Annotated in this window: 16 protein-coding genes; 5 read left to right on the top strand and 11 right to left on the bottom strand. The window is 30.2% G+C overall.

The genetic code is table 11. The features are described 5' to 3' along the window. The first annotated feature begins 4 nt into the window (after positions 1-4). The 5 genes from lptE to groL all read left to right on the top strand — a co-directional run bounded on the left by lptE (position 5) and on the right by groL (position 4,080). Positions 5-511 carry an LPS assembly lipoprotein LptE gene (lptE, locus tag ASC44_RS12870; protein WP_055448035.1) on the top strand — a complete coding sequence of 169 codons (507 nt, stop codon included), beginning with the start codon at positions 5-7 and terminating at the stop codon, positions 509-511. After that, entirely contained in the window at positions 512-1,471 is a 960-nt protein-coding gene (locus ASC44_RS12865; RefSeq protein ID WP_055448034.1) for a hypothetical protein, read from the top strand. Continuing rightward, the gene (gene secG, locus ASC44_RS12860; RefSeq protein WP_055448033.1) at positions 1,471-1,815 is read left to right on the top strand and encodes a preprotein translocase subunit SecG; all 345 of its coding nucleotides are present in this window, start codon (positions 1,471-1,473) and stop codon (positions 1,813-1,815) included. The genes ASC44_RS12865 and secG overlap by 1 nt, the downstream gene beginning before the upstream one ends. A gap of 180 nt (positions 1,816-1,995) precedes the next feature. After that, positions 1,996-2,274: a co-chaperone GroES gene (locus tag ASC44_RS12855; protein ID WP_055448032.1), complete on the top strand. Its 279-nt coding sequence runs from the start codon at positions 1,996-1,998 to the stop codon at positions 2,272-2,274. A 174-nt stretch (positions 2,275-2,448) separates the two neighbouring features. Continuing rightward, entirely contained in the window at positions 2,449-4,080 is a 1,632-nt protein-coding gene (groL, locus tag ASC44_RS12850) for a chaperonin GroEL (RefSeq protein ID WP_055448242.1), read from the top strand. A 314-nt stretch (positions 4,081-4,394) separates the two neighbouring features. On the opposite strand, the gene ASC44_RS12845 is transcribed toward groL, so the two are convergent. The 11 genes from ASC44_RS12845 to rsgA all read right to left on the bottom strand — a co-directional run bounded on the left by ASC44_RS12845 (position 4,395) and on the right by rsgA (position 15,652). After that, positions 4,395-4,967: a hypothetical protein gene (locus ASC44_RS12845; protein WP_055448031.1), complete on the bottom strand. Its 573-nt coding sequence runs from the start codon at positions 4,965-4,967 to the stop codon at positions 4,395-4,397. Then, complete coding sequence (locus tag ASC44_RS12840) at positions 4,942-6,282, bottom strand: hypothetical protein (protein ID WP_055448030.1); 1,341 nt, start codon at positions 6,280-6,282, stop codon at positions 4,942-4,944. The genes ASC44_RS12845 and ASC44_RS12840 overlap by 26 nt, the downstream gene beginning before the upstream one ends. A gap of 175 nt (positions 6,283-6,457) precedes the next feature. After that, positions 6,458-6,799: a ribose-5-phosphate isomerase gene (locus ASC44_RS12835; RefSeq protein ID WP_055448029.1), complete on the bottom strand. Its 342-nt coding sequence runs from the start codon at positions 6,797-6,799 to the stop codon at positions 6,458-6,460. 112 nt (positions 6,800-6,911) lie between these two features. Beyond that, positions 6,912-7,967, bottom strand: coding sequence for a tRNA preQ1(34) S-adenosylmethionine ribosyltransferase-isomerase QueA (gene queA / locus ASC44_RS12830; RefSeq protein WP_055448241.1), 1,056 nt, complete (start codon positions 7,965-7,967; stop codon positions 6,912-6,914). An 89-nt stretch (positions 7,968-8,056) separates the two neighbouring features. Beyond that, entirely contained in the window at positions 8,057-9,292 is a 1,236-nt protein-coding gene (locus ASC44_RS12825) for a 3-phosphoshikimate 1-carboxyvinyltransferase (protein ID WP_055448028.1), read from the bottom strand. A gap of 42 nt (positions 9,293-9,334) precedes the next feature. After that, the gene (locus ASC44_RS12820) at positions 9,335-9,661 is read right to left on the bottom strand and encodes a nucleotide pyrophosphohydrolase (protein ID WP_055448027.1); all 327 of its coding nucleotides are present in this window, start codon (positions 9,659-9,661) and stop codon (positions 9,335-9,337) included. Positions 9,662-9,694: 33 nt separating this feature from the next. Next, on the bottom strand, positions 9,695-10,213 hold the full coding sequence (locus ASC44_RS12815) for a metal-dependent hydrolase (protein WP_055448026.1): 519 nt from the start codon (positions 10,211-10,213) through the stop codon (positions 9,695-9,697). A 10-nt stretch (positions 10,214-10,223) separates the two neighbouring features. Then, a complete protein-coding gene (locus tag ASC44_RS12810) occupies positions 10,224-12,248 on the bottom strand; it encodes a DUF3857 domain-containing protein (RefSeq protein WP_055448025.1) in 2,025 nt (674 codons plus the stop codon). Positions 12,249-12,253: 5 nt separating this feature from the next. Further along, a complete protein-coding gene (locus ASC44_RS12805) occupies positions 12,254-14,116 on the bottom strand; it encodes a DUF3857 domain-containing protein (protein ID WP_241491433.1) in 1,863 nt (620 codons plus the stop codon). Positions 14,117-14,212: 96 nt separating this feature from the next. Beyond that, positions 14,213-14,665: a D-aminoacyl-tRNA deacylase gene (gene dtd / locus ASC44_RS12800; protein WP_055448024.1), complete on the bottom strand. Its 453-nt coding sequence runs from the start codon at positions 14,663-14,665 to the stop codon at positions 14,213-14,215. 36 nt (positions 14,666-14,701) lie between these two features. Then, positions 14,702-15,652 carry a ribosome small subunit-dependent GTPase A gene (rsgA, locus tag ASC44_RS12795; RefSeq protein ID WP_055448023.1) on the bottom strand — a complete coding sequence of 317 codons (951 nt, stop codon included), beginning with the start codon at positions 15,650-15,652 and terminating at the stop codon, positions 14,702-14,704. Positions 15,653-15,694: the final 42 nt, after the last annotated feature.

Raw genomic sequence — 15,694 nt, 5'->3', positions numbered from 1 at the left:
CAAGATGAAATATATAAAACACATTGTAATACTAATAGTAGCTGTTTCAGTTTTTAGCTGTGGCTTTTATTCTTTATCAGGAACAAATATTCAAGAGGATGTAAAATCGTTTCAGGTAAATTATTTCCAAAATACAGCGGCACAGGTTGAACCAGGAATAGATAGAGATTTCACTATAACGTTGCAAGATTTAATAGTAAACCAAACAAATTTAGAGCTTGTAAACTCTAATGGAGATTTAGTTTATGAAGGTGAAATTACAGAATATCGTATTTCTCCAACTACAGCAACCGCAGATAATACAGCTGCACAGAACAGATTAACTGTTGGTGTTCGTGTAAGGTTCTATAATAAAAAAGCGCCAGATGATGATTTTGAAAAATCCTTTTCATTTTTCTATGATTACTCAGGAACTTCTTTACTTTCTGGAAGTTTAAAAGACACAGCTTTAGAAGAGATCTTCGAACGTATAACTCAAGATATTTTTAACGCATCTTTAGCTAAGTGGTAAATGAATCAATCTAATTTTTTAAATATTCTTAAAAAACCTTTACATATAGATAAGTCGCAAACAGAGGACTTAAAAAATGTTGTAGATGCTTTTCCATATTTTCAATCTGCTCGAGCACTCTATATTAAAGGATTAAAAAATGCTGATAGTTTTAAATATAATAACGCATTAAAAACAACAGCAGCTTACACTACTGATAGAAGTGTTTTATTCGAATTTATTACTTCGGAAACATTTACTCAAAATGAAGTATCACAATTTATTACAGAAAACACTGCTAATTTATTAGACATAAAAGTATACGCTGAAGATATTTCTATTCAAAAAAGTATAGCTATAGATACTATTTTAAAACAACAAATAGAAGATACAAAAGACACTTTAGATCCCGATTTATTTCAGCCAAAAATAGAAAAAGAGCAGGTTGCAAATTTCACTATTGAAACTGAATCTAAAACAATAATTTCTAGTACTGAAGAAACTTCGGAAAACAAAACAGGAGCTCCAGAAAATATTTTAAATATTGGAAAGCCATTTCAGTTTGAAAAAGTTGAAACGCACTCTTTTAATGAGTGGTTAAGTCTAACTCGTTTTACTCCTATTGATCGCGAAGTAAAACCTATCAAAAGTACTTCAGAAGAAAAAAAATCTAAAAAATCGGTTAAATCGATAGCGAAGGCTAAAAAGTTTGATTTGATTGAAAAATTTATTGAAAAGAGTCCAAAATTAGTCGCAAAAAAGACAGCCGCATCAAAACATAATATTGCTAAAGCGCAAATGATTCAGCCTGAAGCCTTAATGACTGAGACTTTAGCCCGTATTTACCTTGAACAAAAGAACTATAAAAAAGCAATTCAATCTTATAAAATATTAAGTTTGAAATATCCAGAAAAAAGTGGTTTCTTTGCAGACCAAATTAAAGCAATAAACGAATTACAAGAACAAAACAATAAAGAATAATGGGACAGTTTACTATATTTTTAATACTAATTGTGATAGTTGCCTTTTTACTAATTGTAGTAATAATGGTACAAAACCCTAAAGGTGGAGGATTATCTTCTTCTTTTGGAGGAGGTGGAACACAGCAATTAGGAGGTGTAAAGAAAACAACAGACTTTTTAGACAAAAGTACTTGGACGTTAGCTACTATTCTAGTAGCATTAATTTTAGTATCTAGTTTATCTATTCCACGTGCTGGAGTAATAGGAGACTCTAGAGCTTTAGATGAAAATGCTATATCAGCACCAGTAACACCACCTGCACCAGCTGCAGAGAATACGACAAACGATACAGATAGTGAGTAATAACTCATTAATATAAGATCTAAAAAAATGCCAACTTACAGGTGCATTTTTTGTTTTTAATCGTTATTATAAATAGTCTGTAAGTTTGTCAGTTACTAACCAATGGCATATTTTTCGCTTAATATATTATATAAAAATTAATAAATCATCTGTGTTTTAAACAGATTAAATAAAAATAACATGAGCAAAATAAACATTAAACCATTAGCAGACCGTGTACTAGTTGAAGCACTTCCTGCTGAAACTCAAACTGCTTCTGGATTATATATTCCAGATAGCGCACAAGAGAAGCAACATAAAGGTACCGTAGTTGCTATTGGTAACGGAAAAAAAGATGAACCTCTTACTGTTAAAGTTGGAGACACTGTGCTATACGGAAAGTATTCTGGTTCTGAAATAAAACTAGAAGGTACGGACTATTTAATGATGCGTGAGGAAGATATAATGGCTATTATATAGTTTTTCAACTTCCAAAAAACAAAAATTAAATTCCAAGAATCGCTATTATTAATACTAGTTTTAAAAAGGAATTTAAAAACAAATAAAAACTTAAAATTCTAATTACTTATAAAATCAGACTCCTAATTCTGAGTTTAGATTTTTTGAAATTTGAATTTAAAAACAAAAAACATTATGGCAAAAAGCATAAAATTTGATATAGAAGCTCGCGACGGATTAAAACGTGGTGTAGATGCATTAGCAAATGCAGTAAAAGTAACTTTAGGACCAAAAGGAAGAAATGTAATTATTAGTCGTTCTTTTGGAGCGCCTGTTGTTACTAAAGATGGTGTTAGTGTTGCAAAAGAAATTGAGTTAGAAAATCCATTAGAAAACATGGGCGCTCAAATGGTAAAAGAAGTAGCTTCTAAAACTAACGATTTAGCTGGTGATGGAACTACAACTGCAACTGTATTAGCACAGGCGATTGTAAAGGAAGGTTTAAAAAACGTTGCTGCAGGTGCAAATCCTATGGATTTAAAACGTGGCATCGACAAAGCGGTAAAAGCGATTGTTGAAGATTTAGGAAAGCAAGCTAAAGAGGTTAAAAACTCTTCTGAAATGATTAAGCAAGTAGCTTCTATCTCTGCAAATAACGATGAGCTTATTGGTGATTTAATTGCTAAAGCATTTGGTAAAGTAGGTAAAGAAGGTGTAATTACTGTTGAAGAATCTAAAGGAACAGATACTTATGTAGACGTTGTAGAAGGTATGCAATTTGACAGAGGTTACTTATCGCCTTACTTTGTAACAGATAGCGAAAAAATGATTGCTGATTTAGAGAATCCTTACATATTATTATATGACAAAAAGGTTTCTACAATGAAGGATTTATTACCAATTTTAGAGCCAGTTGCACAAACAGGAAAACCTTTATTAATTATTGCTGAAGATGTAGATGGTGAAGCATTAGCAACTTTAGTAGTAAATAAATTACGTGGTTCTTTAAAAATTGCTGCTGTAAAAGCACCAGGTTTTGGAGACAGACGTAAAGCAATGTTAGAGGATATTGCTATTTTAACTGGAGGAACAGTAATTTCTGAAGAAAGAGGTTTCACTCTTGAAAATGCTTCAATTGAAATGCTTGGTACTGCAGAACGTATTACTATAGATAAAGACAACTCTACTGTTGTTAATGGTGCTGGTGATAAAGATTTAATTAAAAATCGTGTTAACCAAATCAAATCTCAAATAGAATCTACAACTAGCGATTACGATAAAGAAAAACTACAAGAACGTCTTGCTAAATTAGCAGGTGGTGTTGCAGTACTTTATGTTGGTGCAGCTAGTGAAGTAGAAATGAAAGAAAAGAAAGATCGTGTTGATGATGCTTTAAACGCTACAAGAGCAGCTGTAGAAGAAGGTATTGTTGCAGGTGGTGGTGTTGCTTTAGTTAGAGCAAAAGCCGTTTTAGATAAAATTACTACAGAAAACTTAGACGAAACTACAGGTATACAAATTGTTGCTCGTGCTATTGAAGCGCCTTTAAGAACAATTGTAGAGAATGCTGGTGGCGAAGGTAGTGTTGTTGTAAACAAAGTGTCTGAAGGTAAAAAAGACTTTGGTTACGATGCTAAATCTGAACAGTATGTAGATATGCTTAAAGCTGGTATTATCGATCCTAAAAAAGTAACTAGAATCGCATTAGAAAATGCTGCTTCTGTTGCCGGAATGATATTAACGACTGAGTGTGCTTTAATTGATATTAAAGAAGATGCTCCTGCTGGCGGAATGCCAATGGGTGGTGGTATGCCAGGAATGATGTAGTCCAGAGTCTCGACATACAAATAAATGACTCATATACTGAAAAAATTGTGTGAGATAAATAAATTACAAAAACGCTCTTAGATTTGATTCTGAGAGCGTTTTTTTATTGGTTTCGTTTTAAGTTAAATATACGGCAAGTAGGTCAGAAAACGCGCGATTACTCTCAGATTAGCCACAAGACAAATCTTTTGCATTTTGTTTTAATTTTTCTCGTTTAATACCAAATCAAAAGATTTGGCGACTTTGTAAACAACAATGACCTTTCGAATAAAAACTAATCGCCCTATTTGCTATATATAGTGTTCTATACCGTTTTATATTTTTTCTTCAATACAATTTATCTCTCCTGAGCTATCATATAACATAAGATATGAATTCTTGATTTTTATTTTCGAAGTACAAATTCTAGATTTTATATTAGAAAGTTGGATGTTGTATATTTCATTTATAAGATATGAGTCATGCTCTTTGAGAAATATTAAAGAATCCATTAAGATTGTATTTCCTTCTTCTCTAATTATTAAATTTATATTTTTTTTATATTTGGATAGTTCGAAACTAAAAGGGGAATCACCTCGGTATATAGGTCTTTTAATTCTAATAATTTTTAATCCTTTATAAGAAGTCTTGATATCAAGAATCATAAGACTATCTAAAGCAATATTATCCCAATTTATATCTCGATATTTAATTATTTGTTTTTCTAAAGAATCAAACTTAATGTTAATTCTTAAAGCTTTTTTGTTATTTATTTCAACTAAATTTTCAGGTTCTGATGTTGAAATTTTTAATTTACTAATATTAGTTATTACTTTTTTATTTTTGCAAGAGAAAGAAATAACTATTATTAATAATAGTAGCTTACTTGTTTTTAACACATTTATCATATTCAAATATTTCTTTTAATTCTTTAGTGTATTTTTTTCTTTCCTTTAACCCATTTGGGGTTTGAACATTACCATTTATAGCCCTAGAAACTAATAAAACGTCATCCTTACTAGCAAGAATATTAATATTTTTACCTACAATAGGAACACCTAAATATCTCCAATAATATGCAGAAGCTTGAACTGACAAATTCAAGTTTTTAGAAATTTCGCTTGCGAAATTTAATAATTCTTTAGAGCTAGGTTTTCCTCCTTTTATATTCTCATATAATTTTTTGTAATTATAGTCATGAGTAATTTGAATAAGACCTCTACCTATATATTTTTTTCCACCACTAGGTTTAGTTACAGCATCTTGCTCATAAGTACTTTGAAATTGTTGTGACTCGTGGTAACATTGAGCTAAAAAGTGTATTTTTCTAATACAAGTATTTATTTCAAATTTGTCAAATGCAGAATTTAATTCTTTCGCGAAATTTTTAAGAGTAGCTTCATTTTTATCTATTTTTTCATCATAATTTAATTGAAAAATAGATGCCCCAATTTTGTCGAAATTTGATTTTTGGGGTTTATGCTTTTTTGGTTTTTCAGTTCCTTTATATTTTATATTATCTAAAGTGTAAAATACGTTTTTTCCTTTTTGTACTAATTTAGTTCCATTACTTGTTATGTATATAGGATCCAATCCATTAGCAGCATATTCTTGTTCATTTTGAAGGCCATCTTGTTTTCTTAATTTTGTAATGATTTGTTTTAAATCTAGTTCTGTTAATTCTTTATTACATAAACAAAGCTTAGTTTTTATGATTTTTACTTTTCCACAAAAAACATTTTCATATTTACCTTTGTTATAACCTTCATCATCGTCATTAGCATAAAACTCTATATAAAATTCTGATTCGTACTCTTTTTCAAACTCAATCTCTAATTGAAAAATATCATTATACTTTTTTAAAAATATAGAATCACTAATGATTTTAATTTTATCATCATTTACAGATAATTTTGCTTCTATATATCCGTCATCATCTTCAAAGTAGGAACCAATATTCCCTGTTTTATTGCCATCTCCTACTTTAAATGATATTTTAATATTGTTTTCATTCGTTGTAATCTGTTGTATTTTGAAATCACGTTTTTTTCTATCGATATATTTAGACAAAGTGACTTGTTCTTCTATTTGTTCGATTTTTACTTTTTTATTTTCTTCAGATTCGTTTTTGATTAATCTAATAACAGGCAAAAACTCATCTAACTCTATAGGAGGAATTGTTAGTGAATTACTTGAATTTCCTACTTCAGTTATTGTTGGCATGAGTATGTGTGTTAATGGTTTAGAATGTTTCGTTGATATAAAATCGTTCCAATGTTTTATATCATACGTTAAACGAAGTTCGACTATTTTTTTGACAAAGTCAAGAGACTCTCGAACCTAATATAAACAAGTGTATTAGAGCGAATAATATAGTTTTATACAGAAGAAATCATTCTTAATTAAACCAAACTGCATACCGTTTTCGGCGCAATTCCAAAGCCAAAGCTTCTTCCATTTTTAACGCTTCTGCCCTAGTTTTAATTGGATCGATATGGTTATACAAACTTGGCCTTAAATAAGAACCGTATTTCTCCACAATATTAGAAGACAACTTATGACCTTTCTTATTTCTATAACCTGTTTTATGCTGCGTAAAACGTTCTTTAGGCGTCTTACTAGTCATGCCAACATACAAACATTGCAATACACCATTAAATTGTGGGTTTGCAGCCCTAAACTTTGCGTTTTCTGTAAACACGCGTTTGGATAGTTCTATAACGTAGATTCTATAAGGCATACTATTTTTTAAAACTGAATTATATTTTCTTTAATAGTTCCAGACTAATATATAATAAAAAAGCCTTGTCTGAAATGGACAAGGCTAAATTGTTTTATGAAATTGATGATAATTAGATAATTAACATTGCATCTCCATAACTATAGAATTTGTATTTTTCTTTTACTGCTTCATCATAAGCACGCATAACAAAATCGTGACCTGCAAAAGCAGAAGTCATCATCATTAATGTCGATTTTGGTGTGTGAAAATTAGTAATCATAGCATTTGCTATACTAAAATCGTAAGGAGGGAAAATAAATTTATTTGTCCAACCATCAATTTCGTTTAAAGTATGGTTTGAAGATACAGCACTTTCAACAGCACGCATTGCAGTTGTACCAACGGCACAAATACGTCGTCTTGGCCTTGCAGCTAATGCTTTATTTATTCTCTCTACTGTTTCAGGACCAATAGTTACCTCTTCACTATCCATTTTATGCTTAGATAAATCTTCTACCTCAACAGAGTTAAAAGTCCCTAAACCTACGTGTAAAGTTACCTCAGCAAAATCGATTCCTTTAATTTCTAAACGCTTTAATAAGTGCTTAGAAAAATGCATTCCTGCTGTTGGAGCTGCTACAGCACCTTCATTTTTAGCGAAAATAGTTTGGTAACGCTCTTCGTCTTCAGGTTCTACATCTCTTTTAATATATTTAGGCAATGGTGTTTCACCTAAATCTGTTAATTTCTTACGGAATTCTGTATAAGACCCATCATAAAGAAAACGTAATGTTCTACCTCTTGATGTTGTATTGTCTATTACTTCGGCAACTAAAGTTTCGTCATCACCAAAGTATAATTTATTTCCAATTCTAATTTTACGTGCTGGATCTACTAAAACATCCCAAAGGCGTTGTTCTTCGTTTAATTCACGTAATAAAAACACTTCAATTCTTGCTCCAGTTTTTTCTTTGTTTCCGTATAAACGAGCAGGAAAAACCTTTGTGTTATTAAGAATCATGACATCGTCTTCTTCAAAATAATCAATAAGATCTTTAAAGTGTTTGTGTTCTATAGTTTGTTCTTTTCTGTTAAGAACCATTAAACGAGACTCGTCTCTGTTTTCTGCTGGATATTCTGCCAATAACTCGTCTGGTAATTCGAAGTTAAAGTGTGATAATTTCATTTTCATGTTTATCGTATGTTTTTAGTATTAGAAAGTAGCAAAGATACAATCTCAATATAGGCGTTGTCAAGTAAATGACTGTTTATTATTTATTTAATTGCTTTAATATCAAATCCTAGTTGTTTTAAATCGTCCCAAAAGGTTGGATACGATTTTGAAACTACCATATAATCTTCAATTTCAAGAGGCGTTTTTAAAGCTAAAGGCGCAAAAGCCATTGCCATTCTATGATCGTTATACGTTGCTATTGCTACATTTTCTTTAATGTCATTAGTCACTTTTAAATGAAGTGTTTCGTTTGTAATATCCACTGCTCCACCTAGTTTTTCAATTTCCGTTTTTAAAGCCTCTAATCTATCCGTTTCTTTAATTTTAAGCGTATGCAAACCTGTTAAATTAGATTCCAAGCCTAAAGCAAAGGCTGTAACTGCAATTGTTTGCGCAATGTCTGGCGAATTTGCCAAGTTAAAATCTATTGTTGTTTCTTTATTTACTTCGTTTTCCTTTGTAAGAAGTACTCCTTTATCTTGAAAAACCGTTGAAACTCCAAAGCTTTTATAAATTTCTGCTAATGCAGAATCACCTTGTAAACTGTCTTTTTTATAAGATGAAATTTCAATTGAAGTTCCAACTTCTGCTAAAGCCGCAATACTATAAAAATAAGACGCCGAAGACCAGTCTGAATCTACCGTTAGCGTTTTAGTCTCTACCTTTTCCTGCAAAGGTTTTACGCTAATTACATTGCCTTCAAACTTAGTTTCAATATTTAACTCACTTAACAAACTCAAGGTCATGTTAATGTAAGGCACAGACGTTATTTTTCCGTTTAAGGTTAATTCTAATCCGTTTTCTAGTTTTGAAGCAATAAGTAATAATGCCGAAATGTATTGACTACTTACATTAGCATCTAACGATACTTTGTTTTTAGTTAATTGCTTTCCTTTTATTAAAAGTGGCGGAAAGCCTTCATTTTCTTTATATGAAATATCTGCTCCTAATTGATTTAAAGCATCTACCAATATTTTAATTGGTCGCTCTTTCATACGTTTAGAACCTGTAATTATTGTTTCTCTATTATTTTGAGTTGCAAAATAAGCAGTTAGAAAACGCATTGCTGTTCCTGCGTGATGGATATCTATTACTTGCTCGGTAGACGCTAAAGCTTTTGTCATTAATTGCGAATCGTCACTATTAGACACATTCTCAATATTAATTTCTGGGTATAATGCTTGCAACAATAACAATCTATTAGATTCACTTTTTGAACCTGTAATTTGTATTGCTGACTTCTTTTTAATTGAAGATTTTTGGACTTTTATATTCATAGTAAACCGTTTCCGTCTTCGCGGAAATAAAAAAAAGAAAAACTATTTAAGCTTTTCGTTATTATGATGACGATCGTGATCGCGTTTTGTTTTAATATCTAATTTCTTATCGAAAGCATCTTGCAAGTCTATTCCTGTTTGGTTTGCTAAACACAAGACTACAAACATAACATCGGCTAATTCTTCGCCTAAATCTTTATTTTTATCGCTTTCTTTTTCGCTTTGCTCTCCATAACGTCTTGCTATAATTCTGGCTACTTCTCCTACTTCTTCTGTAAGTTGTGCCATATTTGTAAGCTCGTTAAAATAACGAACGCCATGGTTTTTAATCCAGTTATCTACTTCTAGTTGTGCGTTTTTAATATCCATGTTTACTTTCCGCTCAAGCGGTTATCTTTTTAATTAAACGTTTTTAGGCTTCCTTTTAAAATGTAAAAATAATAAAACTATCAAACACGGAATTCCTATATATTTTAATTCACTTAAAATAACTTGTACTCCTCTACTCGAAAAGAATTTGCTTATTCCAATAGGTGATACTTTTATCACTTGCCACGGAAAGAAAAAACGCGCATTATTAAATGGTATAAAAAAGCCAACGCCTTTACCTCCTGTTGTTAAAGCATCTAAAACACCATGTGATATGGTTGATAGAAAGATAACTACAAAAAAGAGTTTGCGCTTTGTTTTTGTAAATACAAAAGCCAAGATAGTTGCCCAAATTAGAGCAAAAACTATAGAATGTGTAAAACCACGATGTCCAAAAGGATGAGTGTATGGTATTTTACCAAAAGTTACCACATCTAAATCTGGTAAAATAGCAGACACAATAGCTAATAACAGTAATACTTTACTTGTTTTAGCACTTGCTATTTTAGTGAGTGTAAAACCAACTAAACCATGTCCAAATAATGATGCCATACTTTTTTTATTATGTTTTAATCAATATAATTTTTTCTGACTGCTTTTCGAAAATAGAAGAAAAGAATTCTTTAAACTGATTATATTCTGATGGTAGTATAAATGTTTTATTCAATTTATAGTTCAATTTTAGTTGTAAAGTATTTTCAGTTTTATATATTAAATAAGAAAAACTCCCACCTGTAACATTAAACTGAAACTTTACATTTTCGGGAAGAGATTCTACTATGTAACCTTCAGGAATATCTATATTTATTAAATAATCACGAGATATTGGGTATATAAAATCTATAGGATAAACCCTTATATCTTGTTTGAAAGGATTTTCTTTATAATTTAAAAATAATGTTGGTGCTATATATAATTTACCGTCAATTTCATCTACGTTATTATTTAATTTAAAATCATAACTATAAACAATAGGTTTATTATTATCTCTTTCGTTTTTTACTTTTAAATTTAAAATTTCAAGATCGTCTTTCTCTCCTTGTAATTTTACTAGATGTTCTGCTTCACTTAATCCATTATTTTTATCTCTATAGTCTAATGCAAGGTAATCAGTAATCTGTTTACTAACCTTACCTTCGACTTCTAGCATATTATTAATGTTATACTTTAACATTACTATTTCTTTAGATATTTTTTTAGGGTTTAAACTTATCCAATCTGAGCTACCATTCTTTCTAATAATTCTACCTTGCCAATTAATAGCAGATTCGGGCAATATATTTATAGCACTATTCTCGTTAGCTGCATCTAATAATATAAGGTTTCCAGTGTCATCTTCAATTGCTGAAATAACATAATTAAAACCCTCTGTATTAGGATATAATGGTGTTCCATTATCTCTAGTACTTAATATCACTGGATTAGCATTTAAACCAGAATAGCGAAGCATTGCAGTTAATATTAAATTTATTTCAGCAATATTACCTACACCTTCTTTATAAGCCCTTTTAACACCTTCATTAGAATATAAACCAATAAAATTATTATGTTTCACTTTCGTCTTTACAAAATTATAAATCTTAACAATCTTATTTTCTGGTTTATCTGTTTCAGAAATAAGTGCATCAATATCTTCTTCAAAATATTTATTTTTTTCAAGCTCTCCTCCAAAACTAGAACTGTTAGATATCGTTTTAGTGACCACATCCCAAGTAGTAGAATAATTTTTATATAAATTATCTAAACCTTTATAAGCGGCATATTCCATAATAATTTTAGCTCTATAAATATTTACATTTTGAACAAATGGTTCAGACTTTAAAGCTGGTATATTATTCATAGACACTTTAAAACCTTTTTCATTAAAGTTTAGATCTGAAGATTCTATATTCGTTTTTACTGCAGAAAAACCTAAATTCTTACTTCGGGTTTTAGACGTTATTCTTTCGCTTCTTTTAGTGGAATAATCTTCTAATTCAGGATTAAAAACTGCTCTAGGGTTTATACTTTTATTGTAAATAAAATATTCAGGAATAATAACATCTACATCTAACTTTTTAATTGGAATATCGTATTGTAAAACAATATCATTAATTTTCATAAATGGAGAGCGAATAGCATATTCGAATTCGATAACACAACCCTCTTTAACATTTGGCATGGTTAACGTTTTAGTAGACCAATATTTATTGTTTTTCTCATCGAAAATACCTTCTTTTTTTAATTTCGTTTTTTTAATACCATCATTTTCTAGTGTAAAAGTATATGCTTTTAAATTAGTTAACTTTTCACTCTTATTGTTATAATTATACAAACTAAAACGTTTTGTTGCCCATTCAAAACCTTCTTTGTCATAAATTTTTATACGTTCATGATAACTATTCACTAACATAAATCCATCATCTTGATTGAATTCAAAAAACACTTTATGTTTTTTATACAAAACGGTTGCATGTGCTTCCTGATTAACCGAATTAATCTCCTCGATTAATTCTTCCTTACTTACTTTTCCAAATTTATAATCTTGTGCTACAACACTATTTAGAGTTAACAAAAGTGTTACTAAAAAGATGTTTTTTAAATTCATTTCTTTTATTTTTTTAATGTTATTTTGGACTTGTCATGTTTTGTTATATTACTATAAAATGTTCTAAAAGTTTTGTAATCGTCTTTGGAGTACTTTCCTTTATTTATTATTAGCTTCCGTTTATACTTAAATTTTTTATCACCTATTTTTTCAATTGTAGTAGCATACTCGCCAAACTTATTACTTATAGTTACAGGCTCGAACATTACGTCTATAGAAAGTGCTTGATTTAAAGTAAACACGTATTCATCTTCATCTACAAAACCTCTATCTACCTCAAAAGGCAATGTTCTATTTTCATATCTTGGTGGTATATAAGTATTTTTATTAAAAGCGTTTGGAGTTAATAGCAACATATTTCCTGCTTTTGATGCATATTTACTAGCTTCTAGCTCTAGGTTTTCAGTGAGGATAACATTCTCTTTATCGTTTATAATGCTAATAGATCTAACTTTAAGATTATTAATATTATCGAATCTGTTTTTATAATACAGTTGTTTACCTTTTTGGTCTTTAGATTCTAATTGTGAATACCTATTATATTGAGTACCCTTAGAATTCACTTTAATTGTAGCATTTAATCCTCCTAGTTGATCTACTGTTATTATTGCTTTTGTTTTTTGACTATTCTCTTCTGTTTTGTAAACTTTGGTGTGGACAATTTTCCCTCCATCTGGAGTAATTATTAAAGCGTCTCTATCATCTGTAAAATTAGCGATGTAGCCAAATGGAGTCGTTTGACTTGTACATTCTAAAAACACATAATCGTCTTGATGAGGCACTGTTAATATAGCGTGATTACCTTGTTGAGAAGAAAAATCTATATCGAAGCTTTCAATATCTCTATTTCCATAAATTAATGTATAGTAAGATTCTACACCAACTGCTTTAAGTAACGCCTTTGTATAATTGGATAGCGCTTTGCAGTCTCCATAACTTAGCCTATCGACATCACTAGCTAACATTGGTTTCCATCCTCCAATACCTACCTGAACACTTATGTATCGTGTTTTGTCCTGCATGTATTTATAAACAATTTTAGCCTTTTCTAAATTAGAACTCTCCGTTTTTGTTAAATTCTGAACCTCGCTTATGACATCTTCTGGTAGTTCTTCTGTATCTTTATTTAAGTCTGTATCTACCCATTTGCCAAAAGCTGTCCAACTAGAATTTTGTCCCTTAACACCTTTCATATCGAACTCTTGTAAAGCGAACTTTAAATGTGGCGCAAAAGATGAAAAACTGGGAGCATAAGCTTCTTTTTTAATAGCTTTAATATTTTTTGCTTCATAATAAAAATCTGATAATTCATTAATATTATACCCGTCTAAATAAGATGCTTTCTTATTTAATACAATAGCAGAATTATTAACAATTTTAAAACTAGAATACTCGGTACTTACAAAATAGCCCTCAACAGGAAACCATCGAGGAATAAATGCAGTTGTAGAAGTAACATATTCACTCGTATACTCTACAGTAAATGGATAATTAGTGGGTGTATAACTTAGATACTTTTGCCTATCATCTGAAAACAAAGTACCTCCAGAAACAGCACTAACATCTTTAAATTTTTTTTCTTTTATACTTTTTATTTCCTGACCCAATGCATTGTAAACAATAGCACTTATATGCTTTATATTTACAGTATTATCATAACTTAAGTAAGCACCAATATTTCTCATGCCATATTCGTTAAAAACAGTTACAATACGATGCTCTTTAACAACCATCTTATTGTAAGCTTTAATTTCAATTTCTAATGCTTTGTGCCTTATTACAGCATTAGCATTTTCTTTTAAATCAGGACTTAATGTTATGGCAATAGTTTTATCAGATTGAGATGTACATAGAAGAGTAAAAAGCATAAAAATTATGCCTAGCGATATTTTAGGTTGCATTAAATTGGTTTAGAGTAGAAATATAGTAATATTTATGCCTCTATAAAAATACTTCTCAATTATTTACTCTTTATTTTTAGAGTCTATAATTATAGTAACTGGTCCATCGTTTAAAAGTTCTACTTTCATGTCTGCTCCAAACGTTCCTGTTTGAATTGGCTTACTTAAAACTGTTTCTAATGTAGTATTAAATGCTTCGTATAATGGTATAGCAACTTGTGGTCGTGCTGCTTTAATATAACTTGGCCTATTTCCTTTTTTTGTACTGGCTTGTAATGTAAACTGACTTACAACAATAACATTTCCATTGGTATCTAAAAGAGATTTATTCATGACACCTTCTTCGTCTTCAAATATGCGAAGATTAGCAACTTTGTTTGTTAACCATATAATGTCTTCCTGAGTATCTTCGGTAACAATACCTAATAAAATTAATAATCCATTACCTATTGAAGCTACTTTATTACCTTCTATAGTTACGCTTGCTCTACTAACTCTCTGGATTACTATTTTCATTCCTATCCCTAACCCTTTCCAAAGGAAAGGAAATTATTATTCTTTATCCCAAATATCTGTTCTATAATGCTGGTCGTCGCCTTCTATTATTTGAACGTAACTTTTGTAACGCGAAGCTGCAATTTCATCTTTTCCTAATGCGTCTTTAACAGCACATTTAGGCTCTTCAATATGTAAACAATTATTAAATTTACAATCTTGACTCAACTTAAAAAATTCAGGAAAATAATCGCTTATTTCCTCTTTTTCCATATCTACAACTCCAAAACCTTTAATTCCAGGTGTGTCTATAATTTTAGCATCGAAACTTAAATCGAACATTTCTGCAAATGTTGTAGTATGCTGTCCTTGAGAATGTTGAGTAGAAATAGTTTTTGTTTTTAAGTCTAAACTAGGTTCTATAGTATTTACTAAAGTCGATTTACCAACTCCAGAATGACCTGTAAAGACACTAACTTTGCCTTCCATTAAGGTTTTAATCTTATCTATATTTTCTCCTGTTTTAGCCGAAACACGAACACTTTCATAACCAATATTACTATAAACATGTTCTAAGTAACTCACCTCTAAAATAGTATCCTCTGTATAAGTGTCGATTTTATTAAAAACTAATATTGTTTTAATAGAATAAGCTTCTGCCGTAACCAAAAACCTATCTATAAAACTGGTAAATGTTGGTGGATTATCTATTGTAATTAAAAGAAAAATCTGATCTATATTTGAAGCAATAATATGTGTTTGCTTAGATAAATTAACCGATTTTCTAACCACATAATTCTCGCGATCGTGAATTTTATTTATTACACCGGTTTCTACATCACTTTTAGTATCTAAATCGAAATCCACATAATCGCCAACAGCAATTGGATTTGTACTTTTAATACCTTGTAAACGAAATTTACCTTTTATCCTGCATTCGTAAGTGATACCTGATTCAGTTTTAACTGTGTACCAACTTCCTGTCGATTTATATACTAGTCCTGTCATTCATTAAATTGAAGTACAAAATAACGCTTTTTATATTAAAAA

Source organism: Lacinutrix mariniflava, assembly GCF_001418015.1.
Taxonomy (GTDB): domain Bacteria; phylum Bacteroidota; class Bacteroidia; order Flavobacteriales; family Flavobacteriaceae; genus Lacinutrix; species Lacinutrix mariniflava.
The sequence above is the reverse complement of the archived record's forward strand: the minus strand, read 5'-3'. Positions and strand labels throughout refer to the sequence as shown.

Excerpts from the sequence above, each read along its gene's own strand:
- ASC44_RS12845 (WP_055448031.1), bottom strand. The coding sequence starts at position 4,967 with ATGATAAATGTGTTAAAAACAAGTAAGCTACTATTATTAATAATAGTT.
- ASC44_RS12865 (WP_055448034.1), top strand. The coding sequence starts at position 512 with ATGAATCAATCTAATTTTTTAAATATTCTTAAAAAACCTTTACATATA.
- ASC44_RS12820 (WP_055448027.1), bottom strand. The coding sequence starts at position 9,661 with ATGGATATTAAAAACGCACAACTAGAAGTAGATAACTGGATTAAAAAC.
- ASC44_RS12805 (WP_241491433.1), bottom strand. The coding sequence starts at position 14,116 with ATGCTTTTTACTCTTCTATGTACATCTCAATCTGATAAAACTATTGCC.
- ASC44_RS12855 (WP_055448032.1), top strand. The coding sequence starts at position 1,996 with ATGAGCAAAATAAACATTAAACCATTAGCAGACCGTGTACTAGTTGAA.
- ASC44_RS12840 (WP_055448030.1), bottom strand. The coding sequence starts at position 6,282 with ATGCCAACAATAACTGAAGTAGGAAATTCAAGTAATTCACTAACAATT.
- rsgA (WP_055448023.1), bottom strand. The coding sequence starts at position 15,652 with ATGACAGGACTAGTATATAAATCGACAGGAAGTTGGTACACAGTTAAA.
- lptE (WP_055448035.1), top strand. The coding sequence starts at position 5 with ATGAAATATATAAAACACATTGTAATACTAATAGTAGCTGTTTCAGTT.
- secG (WP_055448033.1), top strand. The coding sequence starts at position 1,471 with ATGGGACAGTTTACTATATTTTTAATACTAATTGTGATAGTTGCCTTT.
- ASC44_RS12825 (WP_055448028.1), bottom strand. The coding sequence starts at position 9,292 with ATGAATATAAAAGTCCAAAAATCTTCAATTAAAAAGAAGTCAGCAATA.
- ASC44_RS12815 (WP_055448026.1), bottom strand. The coding sequence starts at position 10,213 with ATGGCATCATTATTTGGACATGGTTTAGTTGGTTTTACACTCACTAAA.
- ASC44_RS12810 (WP_055448025.1), bottom strand. The coding sequence starts at position 12,248 with ATGAATTTAAAAAACATCTTTTTAGTAACACTTTTGTTAACTCTAAAT.
- groL (WP_055448242.1), top strand. The coding sequence starts at position 2,449 with ATGGCAAAAAGCATAAAATTTGATATAGAAGCTCGCGACGGATTAAAA.
- dtd (WP_055448024.1), bottom strand. The coding sequence starts at position 14,665 with ATGAAAATAGTAATCCAGAGAGTTAGTAGAGCAAGCGTAACTATAGAA.
- queA (WP_055448241.1), bottom strand. The coding sequence starts at position 7,967 with ATGAAATTATCACACTTTAACTTCGAATTACCAGACGAGTTATTGGCA.
- ASC44_RS12835 (WP_055448029.1), bottom strand. The coding sequence starts at position 6,799 with ATGCCTTATAGAATCTACGTTATAGAACTATCCAAACGCGTGTTTACA.